This window comes from Xenorhabdus sp. PB62.4, assembly GCF_014467285.1.
In the GTDB taxonomy this organism is placed as follows: domain Bacteria; phylum Pseudomonadota; class Gammaproteobacteria; order Enterobacterales; family Enterobacteriaceae; genus Xenorhabdus.
Window position 1 is genome coordinate 1 of the sequence record NZ_NKHR01000019.1, and the last position, 20,423, is coordinate 20,423.

6 protein-coding genes are annotated in these 20,423 nt (G+C 48.6%); 5 read left to right on the top strand and 1 reads right to left on the bottom strand.

Annotated features, from left to right (window positions below; all coding sequences use genetic code 11):
* Nucleotides 1–185 precede the first annotated feature (185 nt).
* Genes Xenpb_RS14650 through Xenpb_RS14660 form a run of 3 tightly spaced genes read left to right on the top strand, consistent with a single transcriptional unit; the run spans nucleotide 186 to nucleotide 3,034 of the window.
* Nucleotides 186–341 (top strand): hypothetical protein, encoded by a 156-nt coding sequence (locus Xenpb_RS14650; RefSeq protein ID WP_187655003.1) that lies wholly within the window; start codon nucleotides 186–188, stop codon nucleotides 339–341.
* A gap of 42 nt (nucleotides 342–383) precedes the next feature.
* Nucleotides 384–2,249, top strand: a complete 1,866-nt coding sequence (locus tag Xenpb_RS14655; protein WP_187655004.1) for a lipase family protein — start codon at nucleotides 384–386, stop codon at nucleotides 2,247–2,249.
* Between the two features lie 5 nt (nucleotides 2,250–2,254).
* Complete coding sequence (locus Xenpb_RS14660; RefSeq protein ID WP_187655005.1) at nucleotides 2,255–3,034, top strand: hypothetical protein; 780 nt, start codon at nucleotides 2,255–2,257, stop codon at nucleotides 3,032–3,034.
* Between the two features lie 143 nt (nucleotides 3,035–3,177).
* On the opposite strand, the gene Xenpb_RS14665 is transcribed toward Xenpb_RS14660, so the two are convergent.
* On the bottom strand, nucleotides 3,178–3,576 hold the full coding sequence (locus Xenpb_RS14665) for a hypothetical protein (protein WP_187655006.1): 399 nt from the start codon (nucleotides 3,574–3,576) through the stop codon (nucleotides 3,178–3,180).
* 26 nt (nucleotides 3,577–3,602) lie between these two features.
* On the opposite strand from Xenpb_RS14665, the gene Xenpb_RS14670 reads away from it, so the two are divergent.
* The gene (locus Xenpb_RS14670; protein WP_187655058.1) at nucleotides 3,603–3,827 is read left to right on the top strand and encodes a hypothetical protein; all 225 of its coding nucleotides are present in this window, start codon (nucleotides 3,603–3,605) and stop codon (nucleotides 3,825–3,827) included.
* A 957-nt stretch (nucleotides 3,828–4,784) separates the two neighbouring features.
* Complete coding sequence (locus Xenpb_RS14675) at nucleotides 4,785–20,348, top strand: non-ribosomal peptide synthetase (protein WP_187655007.1); 15,564 nt, start codon at nucleotides 4,785–4,787, stop codon at nucleotides 20,346–20,348.
* Nucleotides 20,349–20,423 lie beyond the last annotated feature (75 nt).

Below are 20,423 nucleotides of genomic sequence, written 5' to 3' on the forward strand. Positions count from 1 at the left end.
TAATCGAATAGCCAGAAAACTGCTTTCTCACACGTTGGGTATTTTTGCCAATTTTAAACAAGGCAAAAGTCAACGCGACTTGCTTCAACAAGCCAAGGTTATAGGGTGTTAAAGTCGAGCATCGCGTTACTCTTAATAATATGGCCTATGCCTTAGGTTGCCAGCTTTGGGAGGAAAACTCCGAATTGGCGCTGAAACTGGATACACCGGAAGGACAATTGCAGAACAGTCTTGTTGCATGGCTGAAACGGGCGAGAGATGAAAAACATAACCTGAATAAACTCACTGTTGAACGCTTTATTACCGATAACCAACAAGTTGCGCTCGATAAAGAGATTTGAGATCAATTTTCCACTATCTAAAATTAATTAAGGAAGAAAAGAATGAGTCAGTTACAACCAATGGATTGCATTGATTGCCAGAAGATACTGAAACACTGGATTGAATTTCAACTTGTGGATGAACAGGGTAAACCATTGGTGGGGATGCCTTATAAGTTGATAAGTATGGGGAATAAAAAAGATATTCGTACAGGTGTTACCGATGGTGAAGGGTTATTGCGAGAAGAAAATTTACCACCAACCCCAGTAAGACTTTGGGTTGATGCACAAAAACTCACTGATGAGATGGAATTCAGGCAATTAAGAACTGTTCGTGGGCTTCTGGGTTCAAAAGTTCAACATAATGCCAAAACGCAAGGACATTTTTATCGCTATGTTAAAATTGGTGATCTTTGCGATAAAGCGCCCAAAATTAATGAATGGAATGAAGAAGAACTTCCCAAATATCACTTCCCTGATGATAAATTTCAGGGATTTCGTGCCGTGTTTATGGATGAACGCTGGGTATTGGAAGTGTGTCCTTTCCGTGCCTGGGTGTTGTTATTACATCATCAACCAGAATATTCTCTGGCTAATGCTTATAACCAAGGACTAATGTCCGTTCTAGTTTATGCCAATGCTACAGATAATGGAGACAAAGATACAAAAGAATACAGCGGTTCTGTCTTTCATTTCTTTAAAGAGCAGCTCCTTGATTTATCTTGTTTACCTAATAGAATTGAACAAAAAGATTTTCAGCCAATTGTTTATGATGTTCCTTTCAGGGATCGTTATATAGTCGTGAAATTTATTGATACTGGTGATAATTTAGATACACAAATGTTTTATGTAGCGAATAACAAGGAATTGATTATCAGTTGGCGAGGTACAGCTAGTTTTACAGATGCTGTTATTACTGATTTAAATTTTAAGCCAACTAAACTACCCAGTAATTTCATTGGGAAAGGTAGAGTGCATGATGGTTTTTGGAAAGCTTTTTGGGCTGGAATCAATAAGTCAGACATAGGAAAAATAAGTGTTTTTGATGATATAAAGGAACTAACAAGAGATAGAAAAATATTTGTTTGCGGCCATAGTTTAGGTGGTGCACTGGCATTAATTCATAGCGTGCAATTAAAAGAATACAATCCATGTTTATATACCTATGGCATGCCCAGGGTATTCACTTACAATGCAATAATGGAAATTCAGGACATTATCCATTATCGCCATATTAATCGAAATGATTTAGTTCCTGGTGTACCTTTCGAAAAAGATATGAATAATTATTATTTTGAAAATGGTTGGGATTCCATGGGGTATGCTATAGAAGCATTAAGTCTTCCTGTGTCTGCCATAATTACATCTCCATCGCTAATCACAGCTAGTTTGACACCCGCAGCAATGATAACTACTAGACTTGATAAAATAAAAGCAAATGATTTATTTTTACATCAAGGGAAAACCGTTCATTTATATAAAGGAGAGATTATATATGGTTCCACTGCAAATTTAATTTCTCCAATAAATATTGCCGAAAAAGTGGGGTTTAATTTTTATTTGGTTCCATCATTATTACCAAACGATTCTGCAATCGAAAATTTCTTACCAAATAACAAACAACCCAATAAGTCATTGTCAAACAACATATTACACCACTTTAGTGGGGTTTATATGGATTTTATAAAAGAAAAGATTGTTTCGTTATGTATTCCTGAGAAAAATGTACTTTATAAAGAAAATATACAGAACTTTAAAGATAAGATGAATAAACAACAATTTGAATTGAAAGAAGAATATTTCAACTATCAGTATTTTTTAAAACTGGAACAAAAAATTGGTTCGTGTTTATCTCTTAGTCAAGAGAGTGAATCAGGGAAACGGGCGGTTGATTATTTCGCACACAACGAAAAATCTAATAAGGACTAATTGACATGAATAAAGTAAAATTTGTTTTTATTACTATAATTACTCCATTCTTATCAGGATGTGGTGAAGTCATTGATTCTCAGATCGATAAATACTTTCCACTTAATCCACAATACGGAAGTCAATCTATTATAATATCAAGTATTCCACCAAATAATACTGAGCCAAGGATTTTAGCAGAATATTTATCTAGTAAATGCTCAACAATACAATTGAATTCAGATCTTCTTCCTAGAGGGAAAAAATATAGAATAAGAGAGATTGAATGGGACATGAAACCTAATAAAAATGATAGATTAGAAACAGAGATTCCTATTAATGGAAGAGGGTGGTGTAACTGGAAACTAAGTAAAATTACAATGGGGCTTTCTTATGATGAAAAAAAAATTACCGATAAAAACATAAAAATCAATACAGGTGATACTCTTACTGTTCATATAGAAAATGTGGATGATGAAAAAAACAACAAAGCTAAACAGGACAAAATAAATAATACCGTTAATTATACTTCTACACTTTTTCCTGTTTATAAAGAATTTAAAGGAGAATATACAAGGGTATTTTTTGTTAATCCTAATGGTGAAGGTGAACCTAAAATTTCTCTATCAAAAGAAATGAATGGATATATTTACTACAATCCAAAGTTAGATGAATCAAAAATTACTAAAATTATTATCCCAGCAGGGGAAGAACCATCCAGAGTTGAATACCCAGATGGTAAAGTAGAATTAAATAGAGATTCTATTGATTATTGGAAAATAAATAATACATCCCAATGGGAATAGTAATAAATATTTATTAAAACCACCTCAACATCAGAACCTCCTATGATTTATTTATAGTTTCTGATGTTGTGGCTGATATCAATCATTGGTAACTGAGTTTTTCCCATTTAAGGGAAGTGATAATTTAAAAAGTAAAGGGAAATCTATCGCAGTAGAGGGTATGCACACAGCCTGTGGTGCAAAGCTGATTGCCAGCCAGAAAGAGTTTCTTGCTTAATGGGATGGTCTATTGATACAGCCGTCATTTCCTGCTGAGTGAATTGGACATGGAGTTTTGGCAGCCGGGTGGCTTTGAACAAAGTGACCTGGCTATGTTGCATAGCATAGGGAAAGCTCACTTTGGCAAATGGTATCATCCGCCGGGCCGGCTTCCAGCGCCGCGCTGAGGCATCACCTTCTAGTCCCAACTCCTGCAATAGCATTTGTCTCCAGCTTGGGTGCACGAAACTTAAACTGATCCGATAAAAACTGTCCAACAGATAGAGATGAATATCTGTAATCCCTCTGGCTCCCAGTTGGGCGGCTATTTCCAGAGCAATCAATCTCCCCCCTTTGAACAACCCAGAATATGTACCGGCTCTTGTGTCAATGGCTGATAACGCTCCATCTGCTTGATGTGGTCAAGGAAAACGACTTGCGGTTGAGCTTTATTGATGCCTTGAAAAGCCCGACAACTTACAAGGCGATGGATCGTTCAGTATTGCAGCCACGCCTTCTATTGTGTCTGTACGGTTTGGGAACTAAATTTGACATTAATAGTAACATAGGTTCTTACGTGTCTAATAATCTTTAAAAGAAACTATATCAAGACAATAGAATTAATTAACGCATATTTATAATATTATGGCCATTTTGTTTATTATATTAATCTCATCAGTTTAAGATGCTGATTATTTATAAATATTAGCTGGAAATTGTGATGTTATGTCACTCGTTTTGCCATCAATGAAAATAAAATATATGCTTAAATAAATAATTAGTCATATTGTTTTTTTATTTTGATATTATTTACTAGTGGTATTAAATTCAATGAGATTTCATATTCATAATATTTTCCCATTATTGCAAAGGAATATGAGCGAAAATTAGTGTTCACTCTAAATTGTTTCATTTCGGTATTAAATATAATTATTGTTTACATTTACATTAGTTATGTAATTTGATTATTATAAAATAACATGTAGTAAAGTTAGTTTATTTTTTATATGGGTAAATATACATGAATTTATTATAACTTGTTGATAAATAATATTTTAATTTGGTCTGCCTTGTTCCTTGGTTGTTAGGGGTTATATATATTCATAAACACTTTATTTCATCTTAAATAATTTCAATTAGATATTAATACTAAATGGATAAAATACAGCAAGGACTTAGCGCTCATGCCAATAGATATATTCAATAGATCCATTTTTATTTTGTTATGGAATTCAGCATCGATTAATAAAAAATTGCGGTAAATCAAAGACGCTTATCTAAAAAACAGGAAAAAAATGGAATGCCTTCTTCCGGTTCATCAAATGAACCCTTTATTCCGCTGTCTGGAAAATTATTGCCACATAATTTTTGGTTGTGCGGTTATTAACCGGACTATGACATCCAGCGCCTGAGAGAAAGTATTGACTAAGTATCTTTCGATGCTTGGCGTGCCCGTTTTTATTTTTCCTAAAAATAAAAGAAAAACATTTTTGATGGTTTATCGGAATAACAATTTTCAAATATCCAATAGATTCGTTGAGGTAGTAAGTAGATGAAAGACAGTATTACCAGCAAGGAAAATACCTTTAGAGTGGGGGTGTTGGAATCCTGGAACGCCACGGAAACCCCATACCCTGAGCAGTTATGTATTCATCAGTTGTTTGAACAACAGGTAGAGAAAACCCCGGCTGCCATAGCGTTAATCGCTGGGGATCAGACACTGAGCTATGCGGAACTGAACACCCGGGCTAACTGGCTGGCTTGTCAACTGATTGAACAGGGAATTTGCTTGGGTGACCATGTCGCGATCCTGTTAGAACGTTCAATTGAACTGGTGGTGGCTCAGTTAGCTATCCTTAAGGCTGGAGCGGTTTATGTCCCCGTCGATCCCAACGTACCGGATGAACGGAAAAACTGGCTGATAAACGATTGTGCCGCCAAATTACTGCTGACTGATATGCAGACAGAGATCTCGGCTGAATTAGTTATCCCGCGGCTTCGTCTTACTTGTGAGACAGAACCGATCAGGGAAAAAGAACATCACAATCTTGATTTATTGGGTGTCAGTGCCGGGCCGGCGTATATCATGTACACCTCCGGTTCGACGGGTATACCGAAAGGAGTCATTGTGCCTCACCGGGCTGTCGTTCGGTTGGTTATTAATAATGGCTATGCTGACATCGAACCCAATGACCGGATTGCTTTCGCCGCTAATCCGGCTTTCGATGCCAGCACCTTTGAAGTTTGGGCGCCTTTGCTTAACGGTGCTGCGCTGGTGGTTATTGATCATACCACGTTGCTGACACCGCGGGATTTTGTCCAGACGTTACAGGTGCATCGCATTACAGTCTTGTGGATGAGTGTCGGGTTGTTTAACCGGCTGGCAGCGGAGCTGTCCCCGGTGCTGCCTCAACTTAAAATACTGCTGGTCGGGGGAGATGTGCTCGATCCGCATGTCATTGCTCAAGTGCTGTGTAAGAACCCGCCACAAAAGTTATTGAATGCCTACGGTCCAAGTGAGGGAACCACGTTTACCACGACCTATCATATTCACACGTTAACATCAGGTACGACTTCTATTCCTATTGGTCGCCCCATTGCCAACACCCGGATTTATTTGCTGGATGCTGATGGTCAGCCAGTGCCATCGGGCATGACCGGTGAGATTTATATCGGGGGTGACGGCGTGGCCTGCGGTTATCTCAATCGCCCTGAACTGACCGCAGAACGCTTTCTCACAGATCCATTTAGCGATAAACCGAATGCGCATATGTACCGAACCGGAGATTTGGCCCGCTATCTGCCGGACGGTAATCTGGAATTCCTTGGGCGCAACGACCAGCAGGTGAAAATCCGCGGTTTCCGGATTGAACCGGGGGAAATTGAGGCCCGACTGGTGGAATATCCGGCGATACGTGAAGCTGTGGTGCTGGCGTTAGGGGAGGAGCAGGACAAACAACTGGTTGCCTATGTGTTGACCCAAGAGAGTGACGGATTGGCTGCCCGCCTGCGTGAATACCTGAGTGCGCGGTTGCCGGATTATATGGTGCCGGTAGCCTTTGTACGTCTGGATGAATTCCCATTGACATCGAATGGTAAATTGGATCGCCGGGCATTGCCAGCTCCGGGAGAGGACGCTTTCGCCCGTCAGATTTATGAAGCACCGCTAGGAGAGATGGAGATTATTCTGGCGACCCTTTGGCGCGAATTACTGGGTATTGAGCGAATTAGCCGACATGACAGTTTCTTTGCACTGGGCGGTCATTCTTTGCTTGGAGTACGGATGATTGAACGTCTGCACAATCTGGGATTGACACTGGCCGCCAGTAACCTGTTCCAGCGCCCGGTGCTGTCAGAACTGGCTCAGACATTGGAGCAACATCAGACTGTAGTAGTACCGCCGAATGTCATTACCTCAACGACCACCGTGCTGACCCCCGCAATGTTGCCGCTGATTGATCTGACCCAGTCTGAGATTGACCATATTGTTGAACAGGTTCCGGGCGGGATCGCTAATGTTCAGGATATCTATGCGCTGTCGCCGTTGCAGGACGGTATCTTATTCCATCATCTGCTGGCGAAAAAAGGTGATCCCTATCTGCTGGCCTATCCGATGATTTTTGCTGACCGGGCGTTGCTGGATCGCTATCTGGCAGCAGTACAACAGGTGGTTGATCGCCATGATATCCTGCGGACTGCATTTATCTGGCAGGGATTATCTGTACCAGCGCAGGTGGTCTGGCGTCAAGCACCTTTATCGGTCACTGAACTGCTCTTGAACCCGGCTGACGGGCTAGTGGGTGAGCAATTGGCTCACCGTTTTGACCCGCGCCAATATCGTTTTGATCTGAGTCAGGCCCCATTGTTGCGCTTTATGGTGGCGCAGGAAACTGATGGCCGCTGGCATGTGCTGCAATTGCAGCATCACCTGATTGGCGACCATACGACAATGGAAGTGATGCACCGCGAAGTGCAAGTCTGTCTTGCCGGACAGGATGACAATTTGCCAGCACCGTTGCCTTTCCGCAATCTGGTGGCGCAGGCCCGGTTGAATGTCAATCAGGCAGAACATACCCGCTTCTTTACCGATATGCTGGCTGACGTGGATGAGCCGACGCTGCCATTTGGATTAACCGAGGTACATCGTGATGGTTCGCAGGTCACACAATCGCACCGGATGTTATCGCCGGAGTTAAACGACCGCCTTCGTCAGCAGGCAAAACGTCTGGGCGTCAGTGTAGCAACGTTGTGTCATCTGGCTTGGGCGCAAGTGCTGTCACAAACCAGCGGGCAGAATAAAGTGGTGTTTGGTACGGTGCTGTTCGGGCGCATGGCGGCAGGGGAAGGCGCTGATAGCGGCATGGGGCTGTTTATCAATACCTTGCCGCTGCGACTGGATATAGATGACACGCCGGTACACGACAGTGTACGGCTGGCACAGTCCCGGCTGGCCGGATTGCTGGATTATGAGCATGCTTCACTGGCGCTGGCCCAACGTTGCAGTGGGGTAGCGGGCGGCACGTCACTGTTTAGTGCTCTGTTGAACTATCGGCATAATGAGCAGCCGCTGATCCCACATGAGATTGTACCGGGTATCGAATTTCTGGGTGAACAGGAGCGGACTAACTATCCGTTTGTGCTGTCGGTAGAGGATGGGGGTTCTACTCTGGGGCTGACTGCGCAGGTAGTGCAACCGTTTGAACCGGATCGGGTATGTGGTTATATGCAACAGGCACTGACAAGTCTGGCAGAAGCGCTGGAGCGGTCCCCGGAAACGCCGGTACGGGCACTGAATATTTTGCCTGAAACGGAACGTGCATTATTGCTGGAAACCTGGAACGCGACTGAAACCCCGTATCCTGAGCAGTTATGTATTCACCAGTTGTTTGAACAGCAGGTAGAGAAAACGCCTGACACCACCGCGTTGGTATATGAAGGACAGACCCTGAGTTATGCCGAATTGAATACCGATGCCAACCGGCTGGCCCATCAACTGATTGCACTGGGTATTGCGCCGGATCAGCGGGTGGCGATCTGCATGGCAAGCTCATCGGCGCGGGTGGTGGGGTTGTTGGCGGTGCTGAAAGCCGGTGGCGCCTATGTGCCGCTGGATCCAGCTTATCCGGGGGAACGCTTGGCGCATATCCTGAATGATGCAGCCTCCTCAATACTATTGGCTGATGAAACCGGACGGATAGCGTTGGGCGGGGAGGCGCTTGCCGGGCTGACTCTGCTTGATCCGAATACCTTGCCTGATCAACCAGACAGCAACCCGCAGGTACCGGCGCTGACTTCCCGTCATCTGGCTTATGTGATTTACACCTCCGGTTCTACCGGCGTGCCCAAAGGGGTAATGGTTGAACATCGTGGGTTGGTCAATCTTATTCGGGATAAAATTGTCCAGTTTGATATTCAGTCCGGTGACCGGGTGTTGCAGTTCGCTTCATTTGGTTTCGATGCCAGTGTCTGGGAAACCATGATGGCGCTGACCAGTGGAGCCAGTTTGGTTATTCCGGCTGACACGGTTCGTCAGGACCCGCACCGCCTCTGGCATTATCTGGAAGAGCAGGCAGTGACGCACGCGTGTTTGACTCCGGCCCTGCTGCGGGATGGGGTTGATTTACCGGCGCTGACGATAAAACCGACCGTGATACTGGGCGGTGAAGCACCCAGCCCGGCGCTGCTCCAGACATTGAGCCGCCAGGCCACGCTGTTCAATGCTTATGGCCCGACAGAAATTACCGTGTGTGCCACTCACTGGCGTTGTCCGTCAAACTATACCGATGCCTTGGCGCCTATTGGGCGTCCGACGGCGAATACCCGGATTTATCTGCTGGATGACTACGGTCAGCCGGTGCCATTGGGGGCAGTGGGGGAGTTGTATATTGGTGGTGCCGGTGTGACGCGCGGCTATCTCAATCTCCCTGAGCTGACTGACGAACGTTTTCTGGCTGACCCGTTTAGTGATGCAACTGATGCGAGAATGTATCGTACCGGGGATTTGGCCCGTTATTTGCCGGATGGCAATCTGGTGTTTGTTGGCCGTAATGATCAGCAGGTTAAAATCCGTGGATTCCGGATTGAGCCGGGAGAAATCGAAGCCCGGTTGACAGAATATCCTGCGGTGCGCGAAGCGTGGGTGCTGGCGCTGGGGGAGGGGCAGGACAAGCGTTTGATCGCCTACGTTGTGGCGGAAGAAGACAACGGATTGGCTGCCCGTTTGCGTGAACATCTGAGTGCTATTTTGCCTGATTATATGGTGCCGGTGGCTTTTGTGCGTCTGGATGCCTTCCCGCTGACGCCAAACGGCAAACTGGATCGGCAGGCGTTGCCGGTGCCGGAGCAGAATGCCTTTGCCCGTCAGGTTTACGTAGCACCACAAGGGGAAACAGAAACGGCCTTGGCGGCTATCTGGAGTGAATTATTAGGCATTGAGCAGATCAGCCGGTATGACAACTTCTTTGCGTTGGGTGGTCATTCACTGTTGGCGGTACGGGTCATGAATCGTATCGCTGCTTTCGGTGTTGAACTGCCGCTGGTTGCCTTATTTACGTCACCATCACTCGCGGCCTTTGCGGAGAGGATCTGCGCCCAACGCAATGAGGGAAGGGATAGATTGTCTGAGATTATTCCCGTCCCCCGTGATAGTGATAATAATAGTGCCTTACCACTGTCATTCGCTCAACAGCGTCTGTGGTTTCTGGCGCAGTTTGATGGCGTCAGTGATACCTATCATATTCCGTTGGCACTGCACTTACGTGGTCAGCTTAATATTACCGCTTGGCAGCAGGCGCTGAATCGTCTGTTTGCCCGCCATGAAGCGTTGCGTTCAGTCTTTATCATGGCTAACGGTCAGCCTCAGGTTGAACTGTTACCGGCGGAGTTAGGTCTGCCGGTGAAACAATACGATTTGCGTAACGCGCCTGAAGTGGATGAGCAACTTAAGCTTCTGTGCGTACAGGAAGCGGAAACACCGTTTGATCTTACCCATGGTCCCTTAATCCGTTGTGCGTTGATACAACGGGCCGATGAGGATTACGTCTTCTTACTGACTCAGCATCATATTGTGTCTGATGGTTGGTCTTTAGGAATATTAAAATCAGAACTAAGCGCCCTTTATTCGGCTTACTTGAATAAACAGCCTGATCCATTGCCCTCGCTGGTTATTCAATATCCAGATTATGCCGCTTGGCAGCGTAAGGTATTTTCTGGTGAAGGATTGCGAGCGCAGAGTGATTACTGGCGTCGCACGCTGGCTGATGCCCCGGTATTGCTGGAATTACCGACAGATCGGCCCCGTCCATCCCGGCAATTATTTACCGGCGGCCGGATACCTGTGCAGATTGATGCCACGTTGGTACAGGCCCTGAAACAACTGGGACAACGACACGGCACCACATTATTTATGACATTGCTGACCGCCTGGGCGGCATTATTGTCGCGTTTGTCCGGGCAGGATGATCTGGTGATCGGCATACCGAGTGCCAACCGCAACCGGCGGGAAATCGAGCCGCTGATCGGCTTCTTTGTTAATACCTTGGCATTGCGCATTGATTTGTCCGGTACACCGGATATGGTCACACTGCTCCGGCATGTGCGGCAGACGACACTGGGCGCACAGGAACATCAGGATCTGCCTTTCGAGCAGGTGGTTGAGATCGTACAACCGCCCCGCAGACCGGAACATACTCCGCTATTTCAAGTGATGTTCGCTTGGCAGGAGAGTGACACAGAAGAGTGGCAACTACCGGGATTAGCGGTGACGCCAGTCGTACAGGGATACGATATCGCTAAATTCGATCTGCAACTGGAATTAACGGAAAAGGCAGGTGAGGTTGTTGGGGAATTGAATTATTCTTCTGCCCTGTTCGACCCTGAAACGATTGAAAGACAGGTCGGATATTTGCTGGCCCTATTGCGGGCGATGGTGAGCCATCCTCAACAATCCGTCACGACCGTAGATATTTTGTCATCCACTGAGCGGACATTATTGCTGGAAACCTGGAATGCGACTGAAACCCCGTATCCTGAGCAGCTATGCATTCATCAGTTGATTGAACAACAGGTAGAAAAAACGCCTGACGCCACAGCGTTGGTGTATGAAGGACAGACCCTGAGTTATGCCGAATTGAATGCTGATGCTAATCGGCTGGCCCATCAACTGATTGCATTGGGAATCGCGCCGGATCAGCGGGTGGCGATCTGCATGGCAAGCTCACCGGCACGGGTAGTGGGGTTGTTGGCGGCGCTGAAAGCCGGTGGCGCCTATGTGCCGTTGGACCCGGCTTATCCGGGGGAACGTCTGGCGCATATCCTGAATGATGCGGCCCCCTCAATAATATTGGCTGATGAGACCGGACGGCTAGCGTTGGACGAGGAAGCGCTGGCCGGGCTGACTCTGCTTGATCCGAATACCTTGCCTGATCAACCGGACAGCAACCCGCAAGTACCGGCGTTGACTTCCCGTCATCTGGCCTATGTGATTTACACCTCCGGCTCTACTGGCGTGCCTAAAGGGGTGATGGTTGAACATCGGGGGTTGGTCAATCTTATTCGGGATAAAATTGTCCAGTTTGATATTCAGTCCGGTGACCGGGTATTGCAGTTCGCTTCATTTGGTTTCGATGCCAGTGTTTGGGAAACCATGATGGCGCTGACCAGTGGAGCCAGTTTGGTTGTTCCGGCTGACACGGTTCGTCAAGATCCGCGACGCCTCTGGCATTATCTGGAAGAGCAGGCGGTGACGCACGCTTGTTTGACTCCGGCTTTGCTGCGGGATGGGGTTGATTTACCGGCGCTGACGATAAAACCGACCGTGATACTGGGCGGTGAAGCACCCAGCCCGGCGCTGCTCCAGACATTGAGCCGCCAGGCCACGCTGTTCAATGCCTATGGCCCGACAGAAATTACCGTGTGTGCCACTCACTGGCGTTGTCCGTCAAACTATACCGATGCCTTGGCGCCTATTGGGCGTCCGACGGCGAATACCCGGATTTATCTGCTGGATGACTATGGGCAGCCGGTGCCATTGGGGGCAGTGGGGGAGTTGTATATTGGTGGTGCGGGTGTGACGCGCGGCTATCTCAATCTCCCTGAGCTGACTGACGAACGTTTTCTGGCTGATCCGTTTAGTGATGCAATTGACGCGAGAATGTATCGTACCGGGGATTTGGCCCGTTATTTGCCGGATGGCAATCTGGTGTTTGTTGGCCGTAATGACCAGCAGGTGAAAATCCGTGGATTTCGGATTGAGCCGGGAGAAATCGAAGCCCGGTTGACAGAATATCCTGCGGTGCGCGAAGCGTGGGTGCTAGCGCGGGGTGATGGGCAGGACAAACGTTTGATCGCCTACGTTGTGGCGGAAGAAGACAACGAATTGGCTGCCCGTTTGCGTGAACATCTGAGTGCTATTTTGCCGGATTATATGGTGCCGGCGGCTTTTGTGCGTCTGGACGCCTTCCCGCTGACGCCAAACGGCAAGCTGGATCGGCGAGCGTTGCCGGTGCCGGATCAGAATGCCTTTGCCCGTCAGGTTTACCAAGCGCCGCAAGGGGAAATTGAGACTGCGCTCGCCACTATCTGGAGTGAATTGCTGGAGGTTGAGCAGATTAGCCGGCACGACAGCTTCTTTGCGCTGGGTGGTCACTCGTTGCTCGCTGTGCGGATGATTGAACACTTGCGGCGTAGGGGGCTGGGCGTATCGGTCCAAACGCTATTCGAACATCCGACACTCAGTGTTTTGGCCCAGTCTCTGGCGCAACATTGTGAAATCAGGGTACCTGACAACCGAATTACACCGGATACTATTGCGCTGACGCCAGAAATGTTGCCGTTGATTGAGCTGACTCAGCCTGAGATTGACCGCATAGTTGAACAAGTGCCGGGCGGGATTGCCAACATTCAGGATATCTATGCCCTGTCACCGCTACAGGATGGCATTTTATTCCACCATTTGCTGGCAAACGAAGGCGATCCTTATCTGCTGATAACCCAACAGGCTTTTGTGGATCGGTCTTTGTTGGACCGTTATCTGGCCGCGGTTCAACAGGTGGTCGACCGCCATGATATTTTGCGTACCGCGTTTATCTGGGAGGGCTTATCAGCTCCGGCTCAGGTGGTTTGTCGTCAGGTTCCCTTATTTATCACAGAATTGACACTCAATCCGGCTGACGGATCGATCAGTGACCAGCTGGCCCAACGCTTTGATCCGCGCCGGCATCGTATTGACCTGAATCAGGCTCCGTTGCTGCGCTTTGTCATTGCTCAGGATTCTGATGGCCGCTGGATCCTGCTGCAACTATTACATCACCTGATTGGCGACCATACCACACTGGAAGTGATGAACAGCGAAGTGCAGGCCTATCTTACCGGACGGGGAGACAGTTTGCCGGCTTCGACACCTTTCCGTCATCTGGTGGCGCAGGCCCGGTTGGGCTCCGACCAGTCAGAACATACCCGTTTCTTTACCGATATGCTGGCGGCGGTGGATGAGCCGACGTTGCCGTTCGGCTTGACGGAAATTCGCCATGACGGCTCGCAGGTGACGGAATCGCACAGAATGCTGACGCCTGCACTGAATAACCGTCTGCGTAATCAGGCCCGGCGTTTGGGCGTTAGTGTGGCGGCGCTGTGCCATTTGGCTTGGGCGCAGGTGTTGTCGCGTACCAGTGGTCAGAAGCAAGTGGTATTTGGCACGGTGCTGTTTGGGCGTATGCAGGCTGGCGAAGGCGCCGACAATGGCATGGGGCTATTTATTAATACCCTGCCGTTGCGGTTGGATATGGATGAAACCCCGGTGCAGGAGAGTGTACAGGCCGCCCATACCCGATTGGCGGGATTACTGGCGCATGAACATGCCTCACTGGCGCTGGCTCAACGTTGCAGTGGAGTAGCCAGTGGGACGCCGCTGTTCAATGCGCTGCTGAATTACCGGCATAATACCCAGCCGGTTACGTCGGATGAAATCATCAGCGGAATTGAATTCCTTGGGGCACAGGAACGGACCAACTACCCGTTTGTGTTGTCGGTAGAGGATGGGGGTTCCGATTTGGGGCTGACTGCTCAGGTAGTACAACCCTTTGATCCGGCAAGGATATGCGGTTATATGCAGCAAGCGCTGGAAAGTCTGGCAGAGGCGCTTGAACAGGTACCGGAAACACCGGTACAGATGTTGGAAATCCTGCCGGAAACTGAGCGCACATTGTTGCTGAAAACCTGGAATGCGACTGAAACAACCTATCCTGACCAACTGTGCATTCATCAATTGTTTGAACAACAGGTGGAGAATGCCCCGGATGCGACAGCGTTGGTCTATGAAAACCAATCCTTTAGCTATGCGGAATTGAATACCCGTGCTAACCGGCTGGCGCATCAGCTTATCGCACTGGGTGTTATGCCGGATCAACGGGTAGCGATTTGTGTGGCAAGTTCACCGGCACGGATAGTGGGACTGTTGGCAATATTGAAAGCGGGGGGTGCCTACGTGCCGCTGGATCCTGCTTATCCGGGTGAACGTCTGATTCATATTTTGACCGATGCTGCACCGACTATTTTGTTAGCAGATAATACCGGACGTTCAGCACTAAATGAGCAAATGCTTTCGCAGTATGTTGTTCTTGATCCGAATTCATCACCTGAACAGTCGGACACCGATCAACCAGATAATAACCCACACGTTGCTGAGTTGACCTCCTGTCATCTGGCTTATGTGATTTACACCTCCGGCTCGACCGGTACGCCAAAAGGGGTGATGGTTGAACATTGTGGGCTGGTCAATCTTATCCGGGATAAAATCGCCCAGTTCGCCGTTCATTCCCATAGCCGGATGTTGCAATTCGCTTCATTTGGTTTCGATGCCAGTGTCTGGGAAATCATGATGGCATTAGGCAGTGGCGCCAGTCTGGTTATTCCTGACAATGCCATTCGTCAGGACCCGCGCCATCTCTGGCATTATCTGGAAGATCAATCGGTAACCCACGCTTGTTTGACACCCGCGCTGCTGCGGGATGGCACTGATTTACCGGCGATGACCATCAAACCAACATTAATACTGGGCGGTGAGGTTCCCAGTGTGGCCTTGCTCCAGACACTGAGCGGCCGGGCAACGGTATTCAACGCCTATGGCCCGACAGAAATCACCGTTTGCGCCAGCGCCTGGCGTTGTCCATCAGACTATCAGGGGGGATTCATTCCGATTGGACGGCCGACGGCCAATACCCGGATTTATCTGCTGGATGCCCTCTGTCAGCCAGTGCCTTTGGGAACGGTGGGTGAGCTGTATATTGGGGGGGCTGGTGTGGCTCGTGGCTATCTCAATCGTCCTGAACTGACCAAAAAACGTTTCCTTGCTGATCCGTTTAGTAACGCAGCTAATGCACGGATGTATCGCACCGGGGATTTGGTTCGCTACCTGCCGGACGGCAATCTGGTATTTGTTGGCCGTAATGATCAGCAGATTAAGATCCGTGGTTTCCGGATTGAACCGGGGGAAATTGAAGCTCGGTTGATAGAACATGCCGTGGTACGTGAAGCGCAGGTATTGGCGCTGGGTGACGGGCAGGACAAACGTCTGGTTGCCTATGTAGTGACAAATAATGTAGTGGCAGAAACGGATGACGGGATGGTTAACCGTCTGCGTGAACATTTGAGCGCGTCATTGCCTGATTACATGGTACCGGCGGCTTTTGTACGACTGGACGCATTCCCGGTGACATCTAATGGCAAACTAGATCGCCGGGCGCTACCAGCGCCGGGGGAGGAAGCCTTTGCGCGCCAGATTTACGCGGCGCCACAAGGGGAAATAGAAACCTCACTTGCTGTTATTTGGCATGACTTACTGGGCATTGAGAAAATAAGTCGGTATGACAGCTTTTTTGCATTGGGTGGTCATTCATTGCTCGCAGTGCGCATGGTCGAACGTTTGCGTAATCTGGGTCTTACACTGGCAGTACGTGACCTGTTCCAATCTCCCGTACTGTCTGAACTTGCTCAAACCTTGAAACTGAATCAGGGCGAATGTGTGCCTGCCAACGTCATTACGCCAGCAACGACGAAGCTGACACCGGAAATGTTACCGTTGATTGATCTCACTCAGCTTGAGATTGATCACATCATCAAACAGATACCGGGTGGGATTACCAATATTCAGGATATCTATGCGTTATCGCCGTTACAGGACGGTATTCTGTTCCACCATCTATTGGCAAACGAAGGTGATCCATATTTGCTGGCTGGTCAGATGGCTTTTGCTGATAGGCCTCTGTTGGATCGTTATCTGGCTGCGGTTCAACAGGTGATTGACCGACATGACATCCTGCGTACCGCTTTTATCTGGGAAGGTTTATCTGTTCCTGCTCAGGTGGTTTGCCGTCAAGTGCAATTATCGGTAACTGAATTGACGCTGGATCCCGTTGACGGGCCAGTCAATGACCAGTTAGCACAACATTTTGATCCGCGTCGGTATCGTATTGATTTGGGACAGGCACCGTTATTGCGCTTTGTCGTGGCGCCGGAGACCGATGGCCGCTGGATTGTACTGCAATTGATGCATCATCTGATTGGTGATCATACCGCGCTGGATGTGATGAGCAACGAAGTTCAGGCCTATCTTGATGGACAGCTTGACGGACAGGAAAGCAACCTACCTGCACCGGCACCTTTCCGCAATTTAGTGGCGCAGGCTCGGCTGGGAGTCAGTCAGGAGCAGCATATTCGCTTCTTTACCGACATGTTGGCTGAGGTCGATGAGCCTACGTTGCCGTTCGGATTGACAGAGGTTCATCATGATGGCTCGCAAATGACAGAATCACACCGGATGTTGACCGCGGAGCTGAATGACCGCTTACGCGGTCAGGCCCGGCGTCTGGGCGTTAGCTTAGCCGCTTTGTGTCATCTGGCCTGGGCGCAGGTGTTGTCGCGTACCAGCGGACAGGAACAAGTGGTATTCGGCACGGTATTATTCGGGCGCATGGCCGCCGGTGAAGGTGCAGACAATGGCATGGGACTGTTTATCAATACCTTACCGCTACAGCTGGATATGGATGATACCTCGGTACAGGACAGTGTACAGGCGGCACATCGTCGGCTGGCGGGATTGTTGACACATGAACATGCGTCACTGGCACTGGCTCAACGTTGCAGTGGGGTGCAAGGTGGAACCCCACTGTTCAGTACCTTGCTGAACTATCGGCACAACGCATTGCCGACGGCTTCGAATGAAATTATGGACGGTGTTGAATTCCTTGGCGCACAGGAGCGAACTAACTATCCGTTTACGCTATCAGTGGAAGATTTTGGTGAAGCGTTGGGTTTAACCGCGCAAATTGTCCAGCCATTTGATCCGGAGCAGGTATGTGGTTATATGCAGCAAGCGCTGGAAAGTTTGGTGAAGGCGCTTGAACAGGCTCCGGAAACGCCGGTACGGATGCTGGAAATCCTGCCTGAGGCAGAGAGGGGTTTGCTGCTGAAAACCTGGAACGCGACTGAAATAGCGTATCCTGACCAACTGTGCATTCATCAACTGTTTGAACAACAAGTGGGAAAAAAACCTGATGCCACGGCGTTGGTCTATGAAGAGCAAGCCTTCAGTTATGCGGAGCTGAACGGCTGTGCTAACCGACTGGCTCATCAATTAATTGAACTGGGTGTGCAGCCTGATCAACGAGTGGCGATTTGTGTGAAGCGTTCACCATCAAGGATAGCGGGGCTATTGGCAGTACTGAAAGCAGGTGGCGCTTACGTACCTCTGGATCCTTCCTATCCGGCTGATCGTCTGGCGTATATGCTGAATGATGCCGCTCCGTTGGTGATACTGGCGGATAATACCGGGCGTGCCGCACTGGGTGAAGAAGCACTGGCGAAATTAACTGTACTTGACCCGAATACCCTGCCTGACCAGCCGGACAACAATCAACCGGACAGTAATCCGCAGGTTCCTGCGTTAACTTCACGGCATCTGGCCTATGTGATTTATACTTCCGGCTCAACCGGTATGCCGAAAGGCGTGATGGTTGAACATCGTGGGCTGGTCAACCTTATCCGGGATAAAATCAGCCAGTTTGACATTCATCCCCAGAGCCGAATGTTGCAATTCGCTTCATTTGGTTTCGATGCCAGCGTCTGGGAAATCATGATGGCATTGTGTGGTGGCGCCACTTTGGATATTCCTGCCGACACGGTTCGTCAGAACCCGCTTCGCCTCTGGCATTATCTGGAAGAACAGTCGGTGACTCATGCCTGCCTGACACCGGCTCTGTTGAGGGATGGTGCGGATTTACCGGAGATAAACATAAGACCAACATTGATACTGGGCGGTGAAGCGCCCAGTGCGGCGCTGTTTCAGGCACTGCGTGGCCGGGCTACGCTGTTCAATGCTTATGGCCCGACAGAAATCACGATATGTGCCACCACCTGGCGTTGTCAGGCAGATTATACAGATGTATTAATTCCTATCGGACGTCCGACGGCTAACACCTGTGTTTATCTGCTGGATGCCTGCGGCCAGCCGGTTCCGTTGGGAGCGGTAGGAGAATTGTATCTTGGTGGTGATGGTGTAGCGCGTGGCTATCTCAACCGTCCTGATCTGACCACTGAACGTTTTCTGGCTGACCCGTTTAGCCAGACACCGGATGCACGGATGTACCGAACCGGGGATTTGGCCCGCTACTTGCCGGATGGCAACCTGATATTTATTGGCCGTAATGACCAGCAAGTTAAAATCCGGGGATTCCGTATTGAACCGGGAGAGATCGAAGCCCGGCTGATGGAGTACCCGGCGGTGCGTGAAGCTATCGTACTGGCCTTGGGGGATGAACAGGATAAACGTTTGGTGGCTTATGTGGTGGCGCCAGCGGATGATGGATTGGCTACCTGTTTGTATAGCCATCTGAGCGCGTCATTGCCTGACTACATGGTGCCGGCAGCTTTTGTACGTCTGGACGCACTTCCGCTGACCCCTAATGGTAAGCTGGATCGCCGGGCACTGCCGGAGCCTGATCAGAATGCCTTTTCTCATCAAACCTATGAAGCGCCGCAGGGAGAGATTGAGATCGCGTTGGCCACTATCTGGCGTGAATTGCTGGAGGTTGAACAAATAGGCCGGTATGACAATTTCTTTGCGTTGGGTGGACACTCGCTGCTCGCTATGCGGATGATAAACCTTGCCGCAGGTCGTGGTTTGATGTGTACATTGAATAACCTATTCCAATTCCCTGTGCTGGCTGAACTGGTATCAAAAATCACATTAGATCCACTGTCTCAGCCGCAAAGCAGTGCGATACCTGTGCGGCCATCCGGAATGGAACCGCCGCTATTCTTTGTGCCCAGCGGCATGAATGATTACTCCTATATCTTTGGATTAGCTCAACATATTCAGTCAGATTATCCGATTTATGCTTTGCCCTGGCCGTCCATCAATGAAGAGCCCGTATCGGCTATTGAAGCGTTGGCCGCCAAAATGATCACTTTTATGAAGGCGGTTCAACCGGAAGGCCAATACCGGATCTACGGTTATTCTTCTGGTGGTGTACTGGCTTATGCCATTGCCCAGCAACTTTTGAACGCGGGTGAGACCGTCGATTTCCTGGGTTTGATTGATACGCCAGCCCCTCACTACTTCAAGCAGCTGGTTATTCAACCGAAACTCCAGTTTCTTGCTGAACTGGCAAAACAGTCGGGCGAGGAACATGCAGAGGAGATTGCGGTATTGCATCAGAGAATCGATAAACTGAATTTGGTGCAATTTATTGCCGCGGCGCAGGAACTGGATCTATACCCGGCAAACCTGCATCCTGACTTGATCGCAAGACGTTGGGAACAGATGGTAAATTATATGCAAATGGTCAAAGAATATGAACCACAAACATTGGCGATAACGCTTCATCAGTTTTATGCGAGAGAACCTTATCCGGAGATCCCTTTCGTTACGGAAACCATATTACCCTCCCTGAGTATGGAACCATCGTTAGGCTGGAAGCAGGTTGTGCCTGACTCTTTGCTGCGGCTAACATCTGTACCGGGTGACCACTTTAGCCTGATGGAGGATAGTGAAAATAAAACCATTTTGGCTAAAACCTTAAGTATGGCGTTGGCAATGAATTGTGAAGCAGAGGCGGTGTAATGTCAGTGGTATTGCAGAAATAGCAAGCGATTATTGACAGCGATATTGTCCGGTTAAAGATGTTTATAATAGCCG